The organism is Mesorhizobium sp. Pch-S (assembly GCF_004136315.1).
Taxonomy (GTDB): Bacteria; Pseudomonadota; Alphaproteobacteria; order Rhizobiales; family Rhizobiaceae; genus Mesorhizobium.
Map to the genome: position 1 here is coordinate 5,528,475 of NZ_CP029562.1, position 19,908 is coordinate 5,548,382.

Consider the following 19,908-nt stretch of genomic DNA (forward strand, 5'->3'; position numbering starts at 1 on the left):
GACAGCAGGTCCGCTATCTCAGATGCGCTCCCAGGGATGCTGTACTTCGGGACCTTCATCCTCGTCTGGATGGGCAGGGCGGCCGCGATGGCCCTTGCCGAAAGTGTAGCCGGTCTCCACGGCCTTGCGGCCGAATTTGTCGCGCAGAGCGTCGATGGCGTTTTCGGCTAGGGCACGCTTGCGTGACTGTATGTCGACCAGATCGGGCGGATCGGCCTTTTCGTCGTCAGAGAGATCACTGACGCCGATGCCAAGCAGCCGGTATCTGGTGCCGTCTGTTTCCCGGCGCAACAGTTCGAGCCCGGTCGAGAAGATGCGGTCGGCGAGACGGGTCGGGTCACCAAGCTGGCGGTTGCGGGTGCGGATCTTGAAATCGTGGCTCTTGAGCTTGAGCACGATCGTGCGGCCTGCAATGCCGGCTTTCTTCAGGCGTGCCGATACTTTCTCGGAGAGTGCACGCAGCACCGGCACAAGCTCATCCATTGTGGCAAGGTCTGTGTCGAACGTGGTCTCGGCAGAGACACTTTTGGCGTCGTGATCGGGCTCGACGCGGCGGTCGTCCTGGCCACGCGACAGGCGGTAGAGGCGGTCGCCCATGACGCCATAGCGGCCCATCAGGTCTCCACGTTCCAGCTTCTGCAGCTGTGAGATCATGCGGATCCCATCGCGCGCCAGAACCTCGGCAAAGGCCTTGCCGACACCCCAGATCATCGTCACCGGCTGCTCGGCGAGGAAGGATACGGCCTCCTCCCTGCCGATCACCGCAAAGCCCCGAGGCTTGCGGAAATCCGACGCAATCTTGGCCAGGAACTTGCAGTAGGACAATCCGGCTGAAACGGTGATTCCGATTTCTTTTTCGACTGCCTGCGAGAAGCGCGCCAGCACCATGGCAGGGGGCAGGCCATGCAGCTTCTCGGTGCCGGCAAGGTCAAGGAAAGCTTCGTCGATGGAGATCGGCTCCACCTGCGGGGTCAGAGCCAGCATCATGGCTCGGACTTCGCGCCCGACGCTGACATATTTCTCCATGTCCGGCTTGATGACGACCGCCTCTGGGCAGGCCTCCAGCGCCTTGAACATGGGCATCGCCGAGCGCACGCCCTGGATACGGGCAATGTAGCAGGCCGTCGACACCACGCCGCGTTTGCCGCCACCGACGATCACCGGCTTGTCGCGCAAAGCCGGATTGTCACGTTTTTCGACGGCGGCGTAGAAAGCGTCACAGTCGATATGCGCAATGTGCAGCCGGTGGAGTTCCGGATGACGAACGATCCGAGGGCTGCCGCAACGCTCGCACCGCATCGTCCTGCTGCGCTGGAGCGTCAGGCAGTCACGACAGAAACCGTGCTCGGGATCGTTGACAGGTGTCGCCATCACTGCGAACATAAAGAGAACAAGTGCAAGCTAGTCTACACGGCCGGGCCACGCAAGGCGACCGGAGGGACAAGTCATGAACATCGAAATCCACGCTTTGACGCCAGATTTCTGGCCTCAGTTCGAAGATCTGTTCGGCAAGCAGGGCGCTTGCTATGGCTGCTGGTGCACACATTTCAGGTTGCCACCGGCCGTGCGCAGGGCGAGCAACCGGCAAAGCAACAAGGATCATATCAGGGAGCGCATCGAGGCCGGACCGCCACCCGGATTGCTGGCGGTGGAGGATGGTACCGCACAGGGGTGGATGCAGATAGGACCGCGCGTCGATGTGCCCGAGTGGAACAACAAGGGGAGAGGATCAGCGCCGGTCGACCCATCGGACGCGGACGACCCCGGCGTCTGGGCGATTTCATGCTTTTTCATCCGCGTGAAAGCGCGTGGGCAGGGGCTGACGCACCGGCTTGTTTCGGGCGGGATAGACTTCGCCCGCAAAAGCGGCGCACGGCAGATCGAGGCCTGTCCGATCGATCTCTCGCGCGATTCGCGCTCGCTTGGCCTTTTCGTCGGCTCGTCCCGGGTCTTCGAACAGGCTGGCTTTGAACGACTTGTCGAGCGCAAGGCGGGGCGCCCACTGATGCGACTGGTCCTTTAGCTCGCGCCGCGAGACGCTGATTATGATCCGCTATTCCTACAGTCTTGGTGCAACTCCAACCGGCGCGGATTGTCATGTCTCCTTGTGGTTGTGACGGTAATTTCATACGAAGAGGCCGAGTAAGGCAGGTTTTTCCGTTGCCTGAACAAAAGTGGAGACCATACGTGCGCCGCATATTGACGACTGTTTCAGCTTTGGCGATTTGCGCTCCGGCCTTTGCCCAGGGCATCGATAGCCAGGGTGCAGCTCAGGTCCAGAAGGACATCGCCCGCTATTTCGGCAGCCAGGCTTTCGAGAAGGGGGTGATCAAGGTCGAGCCGAAGGGTGACGCCTATCAACTCACGATCGACTTCAAGGCACTGGTGAATGCGTTTCCCAAGCAGGATTTCGTCAAATTCGACGTGCCGTCCTATGTGCTTGCCGTGAAGCCGCGCTCTGACGGTAACTGGGATGTATCGAGTGTCCTGCCGGCCAAGGCGACATTCGAGGTAAAAACTCCCGAAGGACCGCAGAATACCGAGATCGAGATCAAGGACGGCAAGTTCTCCGGCCTTTATGATCCCGCCCTGGCAGCGTTCACCAGCATGTCGTCTTCGATGGCCGGCATGACCATGGCGTCGAAGGATCCGAAATCGACAGTGCAGGCCAGCGCCGGTGCGGCCACGATGACGGGAACGGGCGTAAAGGCCGCGGATGGTGGTGTCGATTTCACCATGAACCAGACCGTGGCTGATTTCAGTGAAACGGTCACGATCGACGATCCTGAAAGCGGTTTGAAGGTGCCGCTTACCTTCCATTCGCCGAGTTTCGCAGTGGACGCGAGCGCCAAGGGGCTGCGCAGCCGCGCGATGCTCGATCTTGCTGCCTTCGGCGTCGCCAATCAGGACGAAGCGAAGGTCAAGGCCAATCAGGCCGAGTTGAAGACGCTGCTTCTGGCTGCGCTGCCCGTCTGGCAGCGCTTTGATGGCGCCTACAATTTCAAGGACTTCAAGGTTGGCACGCCGCTTGGCGAATTCGGCATGACCGAACTGGTTGCAAAGTTCGGCGCCGACGGTGTCAGCCAGAACGGCAAGCTGAGCTACGGCCTCAAGGCCAGCGGCCTGAGCGTCCCCGCGGTCGCTGCCCAGATGCTGCCGACGTGGAGCGTCTCATTGTTGCCGACCGACATCGAACTCAACTTCGGTGGCGCCAATCTCGATCTCGACACCATGGCCAGGAAGGCAATCGACACGTTCGACCTGAACAAGGAGCCGCCATTGCCAGCCGATTTCGGCGACAAGATCGGCGCGGAGTTTCTGGCCAAGTCGCCGAAGGTGCTGATCGAGCCAAGCATCATCAAGAACAAGGACACCGAGGTTGCCTTCAAGGGCGAGGTCCGTTTCCCATTCGACAAGCCGGATCCGACCAAGAAGCCGGACATAGACATGACCGTTACGGTGTCAGGTTACGACAAGATCGTCGAAACGCTGCAGGAGGCAGCCAAGACGACACCGGATGCTACCAACGCGGTTGCCGCAGCATTGGCAATGAAAGGATTTGCCAAGACATTGCCGGATGGTCGCATTGAATGGGTGCTGAACGGCAAGTCGGATGGCAGCGTCATGGTCAATGGCGTTACCGTCAAGGGTCCCGATCCGCTCGTTGATCCTGCCGAAGACACCGGTGACGATGCTACTCTGGAGGAGGGCACAGACCCAGCTCAGGATGCCACCGAGCCTGCGGAAGAAGGGGCCGGCGAGGAGCCGGCACCTCAGCAGTAGATCGAGAGCCGGCCGACCACATGAAAAAGCCCCGCTGGAATCCAGCGGGGCTTTTTTCTTCGCGACGATATTTTCTAAAGGCCCAGCGCTAGCGCAATTTTGGGTGCGGCTTCATGCCAGTCCTGCACCACGATCAGGTCTTCGGGCAGTGGCGGCAGGAAAGCGCGCAACGAATTGTCCGCCATCAGATGGAACAGATGTGCGTCGGTAACCGACCCTCGCGCTGAAATCAGGTTGTTGGGCTGGTCGTCGACAAAAGCCACCGGACGTCCTTTGTCGCCGCGCAGCTTCGCCACGGCCGGTCCTTTGGCCATCTCCGTGGTGAGCAGCGGATAGCGAAGCCCAAGCTGATCAAGATGCGCTCGCCGTGCCGAGCGATGCTTGTGCGGCATTGCCGTCAGAAGCACGATCTCGGCTTTGTCTTCCAGTGAACGCAGCGTATCGGCGGCGCCTTCGGCCAGATATTGCCACTCCGCCTGGCCGGCGAAAAAATCGTCGAGCAGCGTATGCACTTCATGCTGTTCCGCCACGCGTCCAGTGGCCTTCTCCGCGACGTTGCCGGTCAGGCGGAACGAGGCAAATGTCAGGTCATAGCCGCGAACTTCCAGAAACCGTGGAAACGGCCGGATGAATTCAAGGATCACATCATCGACATCGAGAACCAGAAGTGGCCGGTCGTCGCTCGCAAGCTCGGCGATCTGGCGGGCGGTTTCGGGATCATCACTCATGTCGAATGCTCATAGTCGTCTTGGTTGCCGAGAGGCAGGGCTCGCAGCGCTTTGCTCACCGATGCCGGCGGTGTTCCGGTCTCCTCGCAGAAACGCATCAAGGTTGGCTCATGTGCCAGAACAAACTGCAGCACGCCGGCCAGAAAGCCGGGTTCGCTGGCGGCTCGCCGGATGGAACCGGCGTCTATGCCAGTGATGGCCAGGAAACGCGGCAGGAGTTCGGCATCGCCGGCAACAAAAGCCAGCGCGTTGATGGCCAGGGCCTCAGCCTGTTCACGCATTGACGCTGCGTCTGCCATCGCTACCTTTGATTCCAGCAATGATGATGAGTCTGCGTCTGGAAGTAGTCACAAGCACTGCCAAGGGCAAGGCTTGTGTCGCGTTGCTTTTGTTTTGTTGCGGGCAAGCCGATCGGATTTCAGGCCAGCGGTTTGCGTTTCGTCAATCATCTCGCGTTAAAGTTAAACCGGGTTTGGGCGCTCTCTGCTTGGAGCGCGATGCGACGGTTTCCTTGCGGGAGCGCCGTCGGAGCGGGAAGTTATGCCGAAGAAGGTAATGATCGTCGAGGACAACGAGCTTAACATGAAGCTCTTTCGCGACCTCATCGAGGCCAGCGGCTACGAAACCGTGCGCACCCGTAACGGACTGGAGGCGCTGGATCTGGCGCGCAAGCACCGGCCCGATCTGATCCTCATGGATATTCAACTGCCCGAGGTTTCAGGGCTCGAGGTGACCAAATGGCTGAAGGAAGACGATGAATTGCACGTCATTCCGGTCATTGCTGTCACTGCCTTTGCCATGAAAGGGGATGAGGAACGCATCCGTCAGGGCGGCTGTGAAGCCTACATTTCCAAGCCGATCTCGGTGCCACGCTTCATCGAGACTGTAAAATCCTATCTGGGTGACGCCTGATGTTTACCCGATGTCTGTCCGGAGCCGCATGAGATGACAGCCCGTATCCTTGTCGTCGATGACGTGCCGGCCAACGTGAAGCTGCTCGAAGTTCGGCTGCTGGCGGAATATTTCGAGGTGCTGACGGCGACGAGCGGTCCGGATGCGATCGAAACCTGTGAGAACGGCAAGGTCGACGTCGTGCTGCTCGACGTGATGATGCCGGACATGGACGGGTTCGAAGTTTGCCGCCGGCTGAAAAGCGACCCGGCCACTTCGCACATTCCCGTTGTCATGGTCACCGCGCTCGATCAGATCACCGACCGTGTGCGTGGGCTGGAGGCCGGTGCGGACGATTTCCTGACCAAGCCGGTCAATGACCTGCAATTGATGACGCGTGTGAAGAGCCTCGTTCGTCTGAAGATGTTGACCGACGAGTTGCGCCTGCGAGCCTCCACCACCCGCAACATCGGCATCGAGGAATTGCTGAGCCGCAATCTGGCCGACGAAGAATCACAGCCGAAAGTGCTTTTGATCGACGAGCGTCAAAGCTCGACGGAACGCATTCAGAAGGTGTTGCGAGGCAAGGCGGTGCTGGATGCGGCCAAGGATCCGCATGCCGGCTTTTTCCAGGCTGCCGAGATCCCGTATGAATGCATACTGATTTCGACAGATTTCACTGATTTCGATCCGCTGCGGCTTTGCTCGCAGCTTCGTTCTCTCGACCGCACGCGCTTCGTGCCGATCATGCTGCTGGCGGATCAGGGCGAGGAAGATCGTGTCATCCGTGGACTGGAGCTCGGCATCAACGACTACCTTACCCGGCCGATCGATCCGCACGAGTTGACGGCGCGGTTGCGCACGCAGGTCCGCCGCAAGCGCTACAATGATCAGCTGCGCGCCTCGGTAACCCAGACGATCGAGATGGCGGTGACGGATGGCCTGACCGGTCTCCACAATCGCCGCTATCTGGACAGCCATCTGCAGACACTCTTCGACCGGGCAGTCGCACGTCGCCGGCCCTTGTCGATGATGATCACCGACCTCGATCGTTTCAAGGCGATCAACGATACCTATGGTCACGACGGCGGCGACGATGTGCTGCGCGAGTTTGCGCATCGACTGCGCAAGAACGTGCGTGGCATCGACCTCGCCTGTCGCTTCGGCGGCGAGGAGTTCGTGGTCGTGATGCCGGATACCGAAGGTGCCGTTGCTGAAAAAGTGGCCGAGCGCATTCGCGCTGAAATCGCCCGCTTGCCCTTTGCGATCGGTCGAGAAGGCAAGACCGCCGAGGTTACCATCAGCGTTGGTGTTTCAGCCTTGCTCAAGGGCTCCGACACGGTTGAAGATCTGATCAAGAGGGCGGATGTCGCTCTCTACGAAGCCAAGAACAGCGGCCGTAACCGAGTGGTGGCGAAGGCTGCATAGCCTGCTGTTTCCGCTGGTTATCCCAGTCGTTTACCTTAACCAGCGCGAATCTCCGATGCGTGGTTAAGAAAGTATTGCTTTTCATCAGCGCTTGCGCAAATGTGCAGCCGCTAACGGGGAACTGTTCGGTGCGGGGGCGAAACCGGCATGTTCCATTGATACCCCATGATGCTCAGGTCCGCCGCATCTCCTGGGTCCGTGGGGTCGGCCGGCCGGCGCTGGCATATAGTGGCCTCCTCGTACCGCTGCCATCCGCCGACCGGCCCCCTTATTCCTTCTAGCCATTCAGTCGACATGTCCTGGAGCCAATGCTCCGGGGCAAGGCTGATGTTTGCCTGTCGTGCCGGCACAAACAAAAACGCCGCCCCAAAGGCGGCGCTTCGGCATGTCAATGAAAACCAGATTACTTGATCTTGGTTTCCTTGAACTCGACGTGCTTCTTGGCGATCGGGTCGTACTTGCGGAACGACAGCTTGTCGGTCTTCGTGCGGCTGTTCTTGCTCGTCACGTAGAAGAAGCCGGTATCGGCGGTCGACAGAAGCTTGATCTTGATGTTAGCAGCTTTGGCCATGGTGTTCGTCCGTTGATTGTCTTGGAGTTCGAGCCGCTGGAACACGGGGAAAACACCCGGACGCGGGAAACTTGGCCGGACACATAAAGAATGCTTCCGGAAAGTCAAGTCCGCGCGGGATTACCGACCGTCGTCAACGCCGCGTCGATGATCGTCAGCTCGTATGGGCAACGAGGCGGTTTATCGTCTCCGGGAAGAAGTCCCGAGCCGACCAGCGCTTGCCGAACATCATGTCGTATTGCAGGTAGCGATAATCGCGGATCAGTGGCTCGATCTCTTTTTGTCTGGCCCAGTCGAGGGTTGCTTCGTTGTCAGTGGCCAGCAGCACGTTACGGTCGATTGCACTGTATTGCTTGCTCACCTCGCCAAGGAAGCCGGTGTAGTACGGGTGCGTGAGCCCGCTGCCTTGAGCAGGTGATAAGGCAGGAGCGCAGGACTTACCGAGCCGATATTTTCGGCAAGACCACTACGGTTTGACCAAACGACCAGCGGTGTTTCGCGGTGAAGCTTCATCTGGTCCGGCGCTTCCCTGCGCGGTGCGACATTGTCCTTGAGAAAGCCCGTTTCGACATAGACCGGGCCGAGTGGCGGCAGATGGTCACCGAAAAAGACAATCACGGTCGGGCGATCGCGCTTCTCCGCCCAGTCGATCAGGCGTTTCAGGTTGCGGTCGGCATCGGCCGCGCCTTCTGCATAGGACAAAAGCGAATCTCTTGCCCACTGGCTGATCGGCGCGTCTACCGAGTGGGAGGCATCGGTATAGCGGTTGGGCTCATAAGGACCGTGGTTTTGCAGACTCACCGCGAAATAGAAGAACGGTTCTTCGGATGCGTCGGCCTCTGAAATGAGTTGATCCGTCATCGCCTGGTCGGAAGCCAGCGGTCCACGCTTTTCCAAAGGTGCGGTTTCTTCCGACTGGAAATCGTCGAAACCGAAATCGGCGTACACCGCGGTGCGATTCCAGAACCAGTTTGTGCCTGGATGGAATGCCCTGGCGGAGTACCCCTCGCTCTTCAGGAAGGTGGCGAGTGAAGGCACCGGAGCGCGCACATATTGCTGATAGGGGATAGATCCTGCCGGCAGGAACGCGTTCGAGAATCCTGTCAGCGCTTCGAACTCGACATTTGCAGTCATGCCGCCAAACTCAGGCGACAGCATCGAGCCCGAACGGTTCTGGCGTACGGTCGCGATGGGATCTGGCTGGATCGAGACACCTGGCAGGATAGTCGGGTCCCAGAAGGATTCGCTCATCACCATAATGATGTCTGGTCGGTCTTCCGGCACCATCGCGTCGACTTCGGGCTTGGCAATGGCGGCTATCGCCTTGTCCGAATAACCTGCGGGGGCGCCGACATGGGCCATCGGCACGTTGAGTGCGAAGGCGAGCGCGAAACCGTTGGAATTGTAGTTTTCCTTCTGGTCCCACATCATCGGGATGATCTGCAGGCGGTCTCTCGTCCATGAGAATGTAGCGTAGTCCATGATCGAGACGAAGAAGGCGAGCAGCGGAATTGCGACGGCAAGGCGTGCGAGACGCGCCTTGTAGCGCAGGGTCGGTGTGCGACGGCGCCACATGCGCCACAACATCACCACCGAAGCGAGCGTTCCGGCAATGCCGATTGCCAGCGCCACACCCGTCCAGGGCCGTTCCCTGACCAACAGAGGCAGCAGCTCGATAATCTGGCGTACATACAGGAAGTCGGTCGGATAGAGCGGATCGCCAAGATAGCGCGATTTTTGATGTCCAACGAAGGCGAGCGCCAGGGTCAAGGGCGCGAAGATCATCAGGCTTTGATGGTTGCGACCAAGCAGTGCGTCTAGACCGATCAGGATAAGCGTAAACAGGATGACAGTGGTCCAGCCAGGCTTTGACGGCTGAAGGAAGAAGCCGAACGTGCTGGCGAGATCACCTCGAAAGATCAATTCGATGGCGAACACCAGAATGGCTGAAGCGACCAATGTCGTCACGCAATAGCGCATGGCGCGCCGTTTCTCACCCGGCTCGGGGCCGAGTACGGCTGTGTCATGTCTATGTTCTGGCGCGTTCATGCCGCTCCCTGACCATCCCTTCGCCAACTTACAAGTCCCCCGACTGCAAAAGCGTCACGCAACTGTCACTCAAATGTCACAAAAAGCTAGCGCCTGTGGCGAAATTTAGAAGAGCCAGCAAACGAATCGTGTTCGATTTTCATCATGATTGATCGTCTTCGAGCCTTCTGAAGCGCAGTTGGTCGCGGCGTGCGAGGGTCGCATCGGGCTTGACTTGTCGCCGCGCCTTGCGCACAGGGCAGGCGAGATCAAGCAATTGGAGCTCATCATGGCGGTCGCGTTTACCTTCCCGGGGCAGGGCAGCCAGTCGGTCGGCATGGGCAAGGATCTGGCCGATGCCTTTCCTGAAGCCCGTCGCGTTTTCGAGGAAGTAGACGAAGCGCTCGGGGAAAAACTGTCCGCTCTGATCTGGGATGGGCCAGAAGAGACGCTCACGCTGACGGCAAACGCGCAGCCTGCGTTGATGGCGGTATCACTGGCCGCTGTTCGGGCACTCGAGGCGCGTGGCTTTTCCTTGAAGGACAAGGTGGCCTATGTCGCCGGTCATTCGCTGGGCGAGTACTCGGCACTTGCAGCCGCAGGTTTCGTCTCGGTCGCCGATGCGGCAAGGCTGCTGCGCATTCGCGGCAATGCAATGCAATCGGCCGTACCGGTCGGAGAAGGTGCGATGGCTGCGATCATCGGCCTTGAGCAGCCCGACGTAGAAGCAGCCTGTGCCGAAGCCGCCGAGGGATCGGTCTGCCAGATTGCCAACGACAATGGCGGCGGCCAGCTGGTTATCTCGGGTGCCAAGGCAGCTGTCGAACTTGCGGCCAGGCTCTGCACGGAGAAGGGCGCCAAGCGGGCGCTGATGCTGCAAGTGTCGGCGCCATTCCATTCGGCGCTGATGGCGCCCGCGGGCGAAGCGATGCGCGAAGCCCTGGCCAATGTCGCCAGGAACGCGCCGGCTGTTCCGGTGGTTTCGAATGTTTCTGTTTCGCCAACCCAGGATCCCGATACGATCTCGGCGCGGCTGGTCGAGCAGGTGACGGGCCGTGTACGCTGGCGCGAAACAGTGGAATGGTTTGGCTCCAATGGCGTGACCACGCTCTATGAAGTCGGTGCCGGCAAGGTGCTTTCCGGCCTGGCACGTCGGATCAACCGTGACATTGCTGTGACTTCGGTGGGAAATCCTGCCGATGTCGATGCTGCTATTGCCGCTCTGGCCTGAGAAACCTGATGACCTCACCCCATGCGACGGGTGTGCTTGAGAGGGACAAGATATGTTTGATCTGACAGGCCGCAAGGCACTGGTCACCGGAGCTTCGGGTGGCATCGGCGAATCCATCGCCAGGATACTTCACGCGCAGGGTGCGATCGTTGGTCTGCATGGCACACGTGTGGAAAAGCTGGAAGCACTTGCCGGCGAACTTGGCGACCGCGTCAAGCTTTTCCCGGCGAATTTGTCCGATCGCGACGAGGTCAAGGCGCTGGGCCAGAAGGCGGAAGCCGATCTCGAAGGCGTCGACATCCTGGTCAACAACGCCGGCATAACCAAAGATGGTCTGTTCGTACGCATGTCGGATGCCGACTGGGACAGCGTGATCGAGGTCAACCTGACTGCCGTCTTCCGCCTGACGCGGGAGCTGACGCATCCGATGATGCGTCGTCGCTACGGCCGTATCATCAACATCACGTCCGTCGTAGGCGTCACCGGCAACCCGGGGCAGGCCAACTATTGCGCCTCCAAGGCCGGTATGATCGGCTTTTCCAAATCGCTGGCGCAAGAGATCGCCACTCGCAACGTTACCGTCAATTGCGTTGCCCCAGGCTTCATCGAATCGGCCATGACCGACAAGCTGAACGACAAGCAGAAAGAAGCGATCATGGCCGCAATTCCTGCCAAACGCATGGGAACGGGTGCGGAGGTCGCCTCAGCGGTCGCCTATCTTGCTTCGGAGGAAGCATCCTACGTGACGGGCCAGACCGTTCACGTCAACGGTGGCATGGCGATGATTTAACATGCGGCCGCGACTTGTCGCGGCTTTGGAAAAACGATGCTCGCGCCTTGGATGCCGGGCCGTTTTCGTGTAATGCGGCCCGCAACCCGGCGGTTCGGGCAAAAGCCGGCCTTGTTTATTGTGTTTAAGCCCGGCCTATCTTTCAGCTTGATTAGCGGCATTGTGCCCGCTAACGAAGACAGATCATAGAACGAAGGATGCCAACATGAGTGACACCGCAGAGCGCGTCAAAAAGATCGTTATCGAGCATCTGGGCGTCGATGCCGACAAAGTGACGGAGCAGGCCTCCTTCATCGACGATCTCGGCGCGGACAGCCTCGACACGGTTGAGCTTGTCATGGCGTTCGAGGAAGAGTTCGGCGTAGAAATCCCGGACGACGCGGCAGAGACCATCCTCACGGTCGGCGACGCCGTGAAGTACATCGACAAGGCCTCGGCCTGATTTTTCCGGCATAGGTCTTCGGGAAAGGCTTGGAATGAGGCGCGTCGTCGTTACGGGCCTCGGCCTGCTGTCGCCATATGGCGTTGGGGTCGAGCACGGTTGGCGGGAACTTCTGAGCGGTCGTAGCGCCGCCAGGCGTGTCACCGAGTTTGAAGTCGAAGATCTTGCCTGCAAGATCGCGCACGTTATTCCGCGCGGCAATGGCGAGAACGGCACCTTCAATCCGGAGGCCGTTCTCGAACCGAAGGAATTGCGCAAGATCGGCGACTTCATCCTGTACGGGATTGCGGCCGCCGACGAAGCGCTGAAGGATTCGGGCTGGCAACCCAAAAGCCACGAAGAACAATGTGCGACCGGCGTGATGATCGGCTCGGGCATCGGTGGCATCGAGGGTATCGCCGAAAACGCTCTTATCCTGCAGGAGAAGGGGCCTCGTCGTATCAGTCCCTTCTTCATCCCTGGACAAATCATCAACCTCGTCTCCGGGCAGGTCTCGATCCGTCATGGTCTGAAGGGGCCGAACCACGCGGTGGTCACTGCCTGCTCGACCGGCGCCCATGCGATTGGCGATGCCGCGCGGCTCATCCAGTTCGGCGATGCCGATGTGATGGTGGCCGGTGGTGCCGAAGCTCCCGTGACGCGCCTGTCGCTGGCCGGTTTTGCCGCCTGCCGCGCACTTTCCACCGAACGCAACGATACGCCTGAAAAGGCGTCGCGTCCCTATGATCGCGACCGCGACGGTTTCGTCATGGGCGAGGGAGCCGGTGTGCTGGTTCTGGAGGAACTGGAACATGCCAAGGCGCGCGGTGCCAAGATTTACGCCGAAGTCACCGGCTATGGCCTGACCGGCGATGCCTATCACATCACCGCGCCGGCCGAGGACGGTGACGGTGCTTTCCGCTGCATGTCCGCAGCGCTGAAACGCGCCGGGCTGACGGCTGCGGATATTGACTACATCAATGCGCATGGCACTTCGACCATGGCCGACACGATCGAACTTGGTGCCGTCGAGCGTTTGATTGGAAACGCGGCTTCGAAGGTGTCGATGTCGTCTACCAAATCGTCGATCGGCCACCTGCTCGGGGCTGCCGGCGCCGCAGAAGCGATCTTTTCGATCCTTGCCATCCGCGACAACATCGCGCCGGCCACCATCAATCTGGATAATCCCGAGCGCGAGACCGCCATCGATCTCGTGCCGAACACGCCGCGCAAGCGGCAGATCGATGTTGCGCTGTCCAATTCCTTCGGCTTCGGCGGCACCAACGCATCGCTGGTCTTCCAGCGCTATAACGGCTGATTGACCGGCTTTCGCCGATCTACCGACAGCCTTGGGACGGACGTATCCGTCATTTTTGCCATATTCCCCGCTACTGTCGGGGGATTCGTCGATGGGACATACGGTAGGGCGCCATGAACACTGCTCCGACGAACAACGAGGATGTCAGCCAGGCCGCCGCGCAGACCACGCCGATCATCCCCAAGACTGCGAGTGAGGCGCTGCGTCCGGAAGCGGGCACGCCACCTCCCGCCAAGCGGTCGCGTGCATCGCGCAGCCAGATCATCGTCTTCATGAACTTCCTTGTCTCCTGCGTCATGCTGGCTGTGATTGCCGCCGGCGGCGCGGTTTATTTCGGCAGGCAGGAGTTCTTTGGCCAGGGACCGTCGGCCAATGGCGACACTTTCCTCGTCAAGCCGAACAGCGGTGTGCAGGACATTGCCGATCAGCTGGAGCGGCGGGGCCTGATCAGTGACGCGCGCATCTTCCGCCTGGGCGTGCGTGCCTATGGCAACGACCAGGCGCTCAAGGCTGGTGAGTACCAGATCAAGCCACGCGCCTCGATGCGCGAGATCATGGATCTTTTGAAGAGCGGCAAGTCGGTGATGTATTCGCTGACCATCCCGGAAGGACTGACGGTCCAGCAGGCGTTCCAGCGCGTCGCCGCTGAGGAGGCTCTGACCGGTGAGATGCCGGCCACTCTGCCTGCGGAAGGCAGCCTCGCCACCGACACGCTGCGGTTCACGCGCGGCGCCACCCGTCAGCAGATGGTGGACAAGCTGCTGGCCGATCAGAAGGAACTCGTCGAGGAAATCTGGAAACGTCGTTCGACCGATCTGCCTTTGGCCAATGTCGATGAATTCGTCACGCTTGCTTCCATCGTCGAGAAGGAAACCGGCCGCAGTGACGAGCGTTCCCGGGTGGCGGCCGTCTTCCTGAACCGTCTGGGCAAGGGCATGCGGCTGCAGTCCGATCCGACCATCATCTATGGTCTGTTCGGTGGCAAGGGCAAGCCTGGCGATCGGCCGATCTATCAGTCGGACATCGACAAGCAGACGCCTTACAACACCTATCAGATCAATGGTCTGCCGCCGACGCCGATCGCCAATCCAGGGCGTGCGTCGCTTGAAGCCGTGGCCAACCCGTCCAAGACGAAAGACCTGTACTTCGTTGCCGATGGCAATGGCGGGCATGTGTTTGCCGAAACTCTTGACGATCACAACGAGAACGTGGCGCGTTACCGCGCTTTGATGAAAAAGCAGGCGGAAGAAGCGGCTAAGGCCGGGACTGCCACGCCGCCGGCCAACAATGGTGACGCGACCGGGACAAACACGGTCCAATAAGAGCGCTTTTGGGGGCGCGGGGATATGAATCTGCAGAGCATGACCGGCTTCGCGCGGGCGGCCGCTGATTATCAGGGCACTGCCGTCGCGTGGGAGGTGAAGTCTGTCAACGGCAAGAGTGTCGAGGCGAGACTGCGGCTGCCGCCTGGCTATGACCGGCTTGAACAGATCGTTCGTCAGGCCGTGCAGAAGCGCTTTGCGCGCGGAAATTTCCAGGCGACGCTGACCGTGGGGCGGACGAGCAGTCAGACCGTTCAGCCGGTTGTCAATGAAGCCTTTCTGAAGGATATCGCAGGCCTCGCGAAACGGCTGCAGGAACAGTTTGGCGCAGCGCCAGCTAGCGCCGATGGACTGCTGGCCCTGCGTGGGGTGCTGGAAGTGCCCGAGACGATCGAGACCGAGGAGATGCGGGCGGCGTTTGACGCGGCGATCGGGCGGGTGCTCGAGGAGGCCATCGATGGCCTGGTCAAGGCGCGACAGAGTGAGGGGGAAGCCTTGCGCGCGCTGCTTTCCGGCCAACTCGATGCAATCGAAACGCTGACACTTCGTGCTGAAGCGGATCCATCGCGTCAACCGGCGGTGATCCGCGAGCGAATCGCCGAACAGGTCCGCCTGTTGATGGATACCGGTGCCGGGCTGGACGAAGCCAGGCTTCACATGGAGGCAGCTTTCCTTGCTACGAAAGCAGACATCCGCGAGGAGATCGACCGGCTGAAGACTCATGTGGCCTCGGGTAGGGCACTGCTTTCCGCTGGAGGGCCCATCGGCCGCAAGCTCGACTTTCTGGCGCAGGAATTCAATCGCGAATCGAATACTTTGTGTTCGAAGTCGAACGCAGCCGCAGTTACCGCGATAGGGTTGGAACTGAAGGCCGTCGTCGACCAATTTCGCGAACAGGTCCAGAATCTGGAGTAACAGATGGCCGTCAAGGACACCGGTTCCCGCATCCGCCGTCGGGGCCTGATGCTCGTTCTGTCGTCGCCCTCGGGTGCCGGCAAGTCGACGATTGCGCGAAATCTGATTGAGAGTGACCAAAGCTTCGAACTCTCGGTCTCGGTGACGACGCGCCCACGTCGCGGCAGCGAAATCGACGGCATTCACTACCATTTCAGGCCGCGTCGCGAGTTCGAGCTGCTGCGTGACAATGACGAACTGCTCGAATGGGCGGAAGTGCACGGGAACTTTTATGCAACCCCGCGCGAACCTGCCGAGCGCGCCATGGCCGAAGGGCGCGACATGCTCTTCGACATCGACTGGCAGGGAGCGAAACAGCTGAAGGAGAAGATGCGCGGCGACATCGTCTCGATCTTCATCCTGCCGCCTTCAATGAAGGAGCTGAAGGCGCGATTGAAGCGCCGTGCGGAAGACCAGGAACAGGTCATCGAAACGCGTTTGAAAAATGCGCGTACCGAGATCGAGCACTGGACGGAGTATGATTTCGTCATCGTCAATGACGATCTTGACCGAGCCTTCACGGAAGTGCGCGCCATTGTTGCCGCCGAACGCCTGCGACGCGACCGCCGGCCCGGGCTGTTCGATTTCGTGTCCGGTCTTCTGGACGAAGCCGTCTGAATTTCCCTGGCTTCTGAGGTGGATCGAGGTAGTTCTCGACTCAGCGAAGCCTTGCTATGCTGCCGCCCGGCACTGGCCCGCGCCTCCGCCCTCCATTCGGGAAGCATTGTCATGCGGGGCCAATTTCTCATCGAACCAACTGTTCGAGCATCGCGCATAAGGAGGGATTGCGAAACCAGCTCGCAATAGGAGGTTTTTCGATGAAGCTCTCTGTCCCTGCCTATCAATTGAAGCGACAGGCCAAGCGGCTGTCGCGCGAGGAAAACATCCCTCTTCATGCCGCCCTTGACCGTACAGCGGCCAAAGAAGGATTTGGGAGCTGGAGTTTGCTGGCATCCAGACATGACGAACTGCCAGCGGCTGCCAGGTTGCTCTCTTCGTTGCAGCCTGGTGATCTGCTTCTGGTCGGTGCGCGTCCAGGTCAAGGCAAGACACTCTTCAGCCTCGAATTGGCGATCGAGGCGATGAAGATCGGACGTCGTAGCGCGTTTTTCTCGCTCGAATACACCCAGAAGGACATTCTCGGACGCTTTCACGCCCTTGGCGTTGAACCAGCCGAGTTTGACAGTCGGTTCGAGTTCGATGGTTCTGATGCAATCGATGCCGGTTACATGATAACCATGCTCGAAGCGGCGCCGCGGGGCACGCTTGTCGTGGTCGACTACCTGCAATTGCTCGATCAGAATCGCCAGAGCCCGGATCTGGTCGATCAGATCCGGGAGCTGAGATCGTTCGCTCGCAACAAGGGGCTGATCTTTGTCTTCATCTCTCAGATCGACCGTTCCTACGATCCCGCGAACAAGCCGTTCCCGAATCTCGGCGACGTTCGCCTGCCAAATCCTCTGGATCTCAGCCTCTTCGACCGTGCATGCTTCCTGAATGACGGAGCTGTCCAGTTCCCCGCATGAACTGGAGTCCGCAGAAGAGCCGACCTGGAATGAGCAAGAGCCGCCGCTGGTGAGTCTCAGCTATCCAGCAAGTTGGTCAGCCGCACGAACTCCTCGACGCTGAGGGTTTCGGCTCGGCGGGTCGGATCGATTTCGGCCCGCTCCAGCAATTTCTCGCCGCCGAGGCTTTTGAGGCTTTGCCGCAGCATCTTGCGGCGCTGACCAAACGCCGCCTCGGTCACCCGGCCGAGTTTCTTCACATCTGCGGAGAGAAGGGCTTCGCGCGGTGTTATGTGCACGACGGACGAGGTCACCTTGGGTGGCGGCGTGAAAGCCTGTGGTGGGACATCGAACGCGATCCTTGCTTCCGTTCGCCAGCCCGCCAATACGCCCAGCCGGCCGTAGTCGCTGGAGTTGGGTTTGGCGACGATACGCTCGGCTACCTCACGTTGAAACATCAGCGTCATCGATTGGTAGAAAGGCGGCCAACGATCGACGATTAGCCAGCGAATGAGCAGCTCGGTGCCGATATTGTAGGGCAAGTTGGCGACGATCTTCACCGGGCCGTCGGTCACCAAGGTCGAAAAATCGGTCTTGAGCGCGTCGCCCGAGATAACCTCCAAGCGTCCCGGATAGTGGTCCGATACCTCGGAGAGCGCCGCCAGGCAGCGTTCGTCACGCTCAATGGCGACCACGCGGCGGGCACCATGCAGGAGCAAGGCGCGTGTCAGCCCGCCAGGCCCCGGGCCAACCTCAATGACTGTCGACTGGGTCAGATCACCCGCGGTACGCGCCACCTTGCCTGTCAGGTTCAGGTCGAGCAGGAAGTTCTGACCGAGTGCCTTCTTGGCCTGCAGGCCGTGGCGTTCGATGACGTCTCGAAGCGGCGGCAGTCCGTCGGCGCTCATGCGTCCGTGCTCCTGGCATTGCCGGCCAATTCCGCAGCCAGTTTCAGCGCTGCAATCAAGCTGTCCGGTCGTGCGATACCGCTGCCCGCGATGTCGAAGGCCGTGCCATGGTCTGGTGACGTGCGAACAAACGGTAAGCCGAGAGTTACATTGACGGCCTCATCGAAAGCCAGCGTCTTTGCCGGGATCAGAGCCTGGTCATGATACATGCAAAGCGCAACATCGTAGCTCGCTCGGGCGCGTCGATGGAAAAGCGTATCGGCGGGCAGTGGTCCGCGCGCATCGATGCCACCGGAACGCAGTGCCTCGACAGCGGGAGTTACGATCTCCAGGTCTTCCTTGCCCATGGAACCGCCTTCGCCAGCATGTGGATTGAGCCCGGCGATGGCAAGCCGCGGCGCCTCGATCCCGAAGCGACCCCTGAGATCGCGCGCAGTGATGCGAGCCGTCTCTACGATCAGCTCGGTCGTAAGCACCTTCGGTACTGTCGCGAGTGGAATGTGGATTGTGACGGGAACGGTGCGCAGGTCCGGCCCTGCCAGCAGCATGACGGGCGTTACCGTCTGACCGGAGTGGCGAGTGGCCAGATGTGCCAGATATTCGGTATGGCCTGGAAAGCCGAAGCCGGCGTCGTAAAGTGGCTTCTTGGCTATCGGGCAGGTGACAACCGCCGCAGCGCGTCCGGCCAGGCAGTCTGCGACAGCGCGGTCGATGGCTTCGATGACCCCGTTTGCGTTGACCGGATCAGGATGACCGACGGTATCGAGGAACTTCGCGTCCAGCGGCACGACCGGTAACGCATCCGCGAAAACGGCATTTGCCTTTTCCGGGATCGTTTCGGCGATCGCGATGTTGGCACCGACATGACGGCTTCGAGCGGCCAGCAGAATCGGGTCAGCAAGCAGGTAGAAGGCAGGAACGCCTGATTCCTTGCGCCGTTGCCAGGCAGCCAATGCGATCTCCGGGCCGATTCCAGAGGGATCGCCTACACTCAGCGCGAGAGGAGGTCTGGTTTCGCGCACAGCCGTCAGCGCTGTACGATGACGGCCTTGGCCTTCAACTCGGAGACATATTTCTTGCTGAGCTCGTCAGCGGCATCATCTTTCTTGCCACCGAGCCCTTCGTTCTGGAGCATCAGCTGAGCCGTTTTGTCGTCTGAGACTTCGCGCGCCGAGCAGATGCCGATGAACTCTATGCCACGGTCTGTTTCACGCACATTGGTCGCGCCGCCGGCTTTTGTTGCCTTGATCTGGTCCGCCCAGTCTGCCGGCAACTGCGGCGCAAGCACACGGCCGAGGTCGCGGACGGTGACGTCTATCAGACCCTTGGCGAACTCACGCGTCGTGTTGCACCCATTGAAACGCGCGCGCATGGCTTCAGCCTCGCGCTTGCGCTTGGTCATCAATGCACCACGCTCGGCGGCCGGCACGACGAAAATTATCTGCTGCAGCAGATATTCGGTGGCGGACGGTTTGTTTCCACCCTTCTGCAGCATCTTGCGCACGGCGTCCTGCTCGCTCATGCCACCACCGCCCTGTTCGGAACGGTAGCGCATGCTGAGCGCCTGGTTCCAGGCCATCTGCGCACGGATGAAATCCTTGAAATGCTGCTTGGTGACGCCTGACTTGTCCATGACACCGTCAAGCTGCGCCAACTGCATCTTGTTGTTGGAAGCAAAGCGCGCGTAGGCTTCATTCACTTGCTGGTCGGAAATTCGGATACCCAGGCGCCTTGCCTCGGCGAGCCGGAGCGTCTGCTCGACCATCTCGTCAGCAGCATCACCTTTGCGCTTCTGCAGGCGCAGGAAAGCAGCACGATGCTGGATGTCGCCCGTGGTGATGGCAACATTGTTGACGACATATTTGATTTCGCTGGCAAAGGCCGGTTGGGACATCGCTGTCAGCGAAATGCCCGCGGTTGCAACAAGAAGCGCAAGGCTCGCGGAAAAGAGCTGTTTCCTCATCGTCTCTGTTCCAAATCCATTTCGGTTCCGGCCCATCACTGAGCCGAATACAATTTTCCCATGCCCG

19 protein-coding genes and 1 pseudogene are annotated in these 19,908 nt (G+C 60.1%); 12 read left to right on the forward strand and 8 right to left on the reverse strand.

The features are described from left to right. Positions 1-18: 18 nt before the first annotated feature. Positions 19-1,383: a DNA polymerase IV gene (locus C1M53_RS25890; RefSeq protein ID WP_129414835.1), complete on the reverse strand. Its 1,365-nt coding sequence runs from the start codon at positions 1,381-1,383 to the stop codon at positions 19-21. A 64-nt stretch (positions 1,384-1,447) separates the two neighbouring features. Here C1M53_RS25890 and C1M53_RS25895 point away from each other — a divergent pair, with 64 nt between their 5' ends. Both C1M53_RS25895 and C1M53_RS25900 read left to right on the forward strand, forming a co-directional pair. After that, positions 1,448-2,023: a GNAT family N-acetyltransferase gene (locus C1M53_RS25895; protein WP_129414836.1), complete on the forward strand. Its 576-nt coding sequence runs from the start codon at positions 1,448-1,450 to the stop codon at positions 2,021-2,023. A 164-nt stretch (positions 2,024-2,187) separates the two neighbouring features. Next, on the forward strand, positions 2,188-3,783 hold the full coding sequence (locus C1M53_RS25900) for a hypothetical protein (RefSeq protein ID WP_207213040.1): 1,596 nt from the start codon (positions 2,188-2,190) through the stop codon (positions 3,781-3,783). Between the two features lie 74 nt (positions 3,784-3,857). Here C1M53_RS25900 and C1M53_RS25905 read toward each other — a convergent pair whose 3' ends face one another. Together C1M53_RS25905 and C1M53_RS25910 are read right to left on the reverse strand one after the other, a co-directional pair. Next, on the reverse strand, positions 3,858-4,511 hold the full coding sequence (locus C1M53_RS25905) for a hypothetical protein (RefSeq protein WP_129414837.1): 654 nt from the start codon (positions 4,509-4,511) through the stop codon (positions 3,858-3,860). Continuing rightward, positions 4,508-4,810, reverse strand: a complete 303-nt coding sequence (locus C1M53_RS25910; RefSeq protein WP_129414838.1) for a DUF3572 domain-containing protein — start codon at positions 4,808-4,810, stop codon at positions 4,508-4,510. Before C1M53_RS25910 ends, C1M53_RS25905 begins: the two co-directional genes overlap by 4 nt. Positions 4,811-5,051: 241 nt before the next feature. Between C1M53_RS25910 and C1M53_RS25915 the strand changes: the two genes are divergently transcribed. Together C1M53_RS25915 and C1M53_RS25920 are read left to right on the forward strand one after the other, a co-directional pair. Further along, positions 5,052-5,423, forward strand: a complete 372-nt coding sequence (locus C1M53_RS25915; RefSeq protein WP_024926172.1) for a response regulator — start codon at positions 5,052-5,054, stop codon at positions 5,421-5,423. A gap of 33 nt (positions 5,424-5,456) precedes the next feature. Beyond that, positions 5,457-6,830: a PleD family two-component system response regulator gene (locus tag C1M53_RS25920; protein WP_129414839.1), complete on the forward strand. Its 1,374-nt coding sequence runs from the start codon at positions 5,457-5,459 to the stop codon at positions 6,828-6,830. Positions 6,831-7,233: 403 nt separating this feature from the next. On the opposite strand, the gene rpmG is transcribed toward C1M53_RS25920, so the two are convergent. Then, positions 7,234-7,401, reverse strand: coding sequence for a 50S ribosomal protein L33 (gene rpmG / locus C1M53_RS25925; RefSeq protein ID WP_040995604.1), 168 nt, complete (start codon positions 7,399-7,401; stop codon positions 7,234-7,236). Between the two features lie 154 nt (positions 7,402-7,555). Continuing rightward, a pseudogene (locus tag C1M53_RS25930) lies at positions 7,556-9,477 on the reverse strand (LTA synthase family protein). Between the two features lie 241 nt (positions 9,478-9,718). On the opposite strand from C1M53_RS25930, the gene fabD reads away from it, so the two are divergent. The 8 genes from fabD (at position 9,719) to C1M53_RS25970 (ending at position 16,991) form a co-directional block, all read left to right on the forward strand. Beyond that, positions 9,719-10,660, forward strand: a complete 942-nt coding sequence (gene fabD / locus C1M53_RS25935; protein ID WP_129414840.1) for an ACP S-malonyltransferase — start codon at positions 9,719-9,721, stop codon at positions 10,658-10,660. Between the two features lie 52 nt (positions 10,661-10,712). Next, complete coding sequence (gene fabG, locus C1M53_RS25940) at positions 10,713-11,450, forward strand: 3-oxoacyl-[acyl-carrier-protein] reductase (protein WP_129414841.1); 738 nt, start codon at positions 10,713-10,715, stop codon at positions 11,448-11,450. Between the two features lie 205 nt (positions 11,451-11,655). Next, complete coding sequence (locus C1M53_RS25945) at positions 11,656-11,892, forward strand: acyl carrier protein (RefSeq protein WP_006203723.1); 237 nt, start codon at positions 11,656-11,658, stop codon at positions 11,890-11,892. Between the two features lie 34 nt (positions 11,893-11,926). Then, a complete protein-coding gene (gene fabF / locus C1M53_RS25950; RefSeq protein WP_129414842.1) occupies positions 11,927-13,189 on the forward strand; it encodes a beta-ketoacyl-ACP synthase II in 1,263 nt (420 codons plus the stop codon). Positions 13,190-13,302: 113 nt separating this feature from the next. Continuing rightward, positions 13,303-14,511, forward strand: a complete 1,209-nt coding sequence (gene mltG / locus C1M53_RS25955) for an endolytic transglycosylase MltG (RefSeq protein WP_129414843.1) — start codon at positions 13,303-13,305, stop codon at positions 14,509-14,511. 24 nt (positions 14,512-14,535) lie between these two features. Then, positions 14,536-15,426: a YicC/YloC family endoribonuclease gene (locus C1M53_RS25960; protein WP_129414844.1), complete on the forward strand. Its 891-nt coding sequence runs from the start codon at positions 14,536-14,538 to the stop codon at positions 15,424-15,426. Between the two features lie 3 nt (positions 15,427-15,429). Continuing rightward, on the forward strand, positions 15,430-16,083 hold the full coding sequence (gene gmk, locus C1M53_RS25965) for a guanylate kinase (protein ID WP_129414845.1): 654 nt from the start codon (positions 15,430-15,432) through the stop codon (positions 16,081-16,083). 200 nt (positions 16,084-16,283) lie between these two features. Next, positions 16,284-16,991: a DNA helicase gene (locus C1M53_RS25970; protein WP_129414846.1), complete on the forward strand. Its 708-nt coding sequence runs from the start codon at positions 16,284-16,286 to the stop codon at positions 16,989-16,991. 56 nt (positions 16,992-17,047) lie between these two features. Here the strand turns inward: C1M53_RS25970 and rsmA are convergent, their stop codons facing one another. The 3 genes from rsmA to C1M53_RS25985 are packed head-to-tail and all read right to left on the reverse strand — an operon-like array spanning position 17,048 to position 19,841. Beyond that, positions 17,048-17,878, reverse strand: a complete 831-nt coding sequence (gene rsmA / locus C1M53_RS25975) for a 16S rRNA (adenine(1518)-N(6)/adenine(1519)-N(6))-dimethyltransferase RsmA (RefSeq protein ID WP_129414847.1) — start codon at positions 17,876-17,878, stop codon at positions 17,048-17,050. After that, positions 17,875-18,900: a 4-hydroxythreonine-4-phosphate dehydrogenase PdxA gene (gene pdxA / locus C1M53_RS25980; RefSeq protein WP_129414848.1), complete on the reverse strand. Its 1,026-nt coding sequence runs from the start codon at positions 18,898-18,900 to the stop codon at positions 17,875-17,877. Before pdxA ends, rsmA begins: the two co-directional genes overlap by 4 nt. 5 nt (positions 18,901-18,905) lie before the next feature. Then, the gene (locus C1M53_RS25985) at positions 18,906-19,841 is read right to left on the reverse strand and encodes a peptidylprolyl isomerase (protein WP_129414849.1); all 936 of its coding nucleotides are present in this window, start codon (positions 19,839-19,841) and stop codon (positions 18,906-18,908) included. Positions 19,842-19,908: the final 67 nt, after the last annotated feature.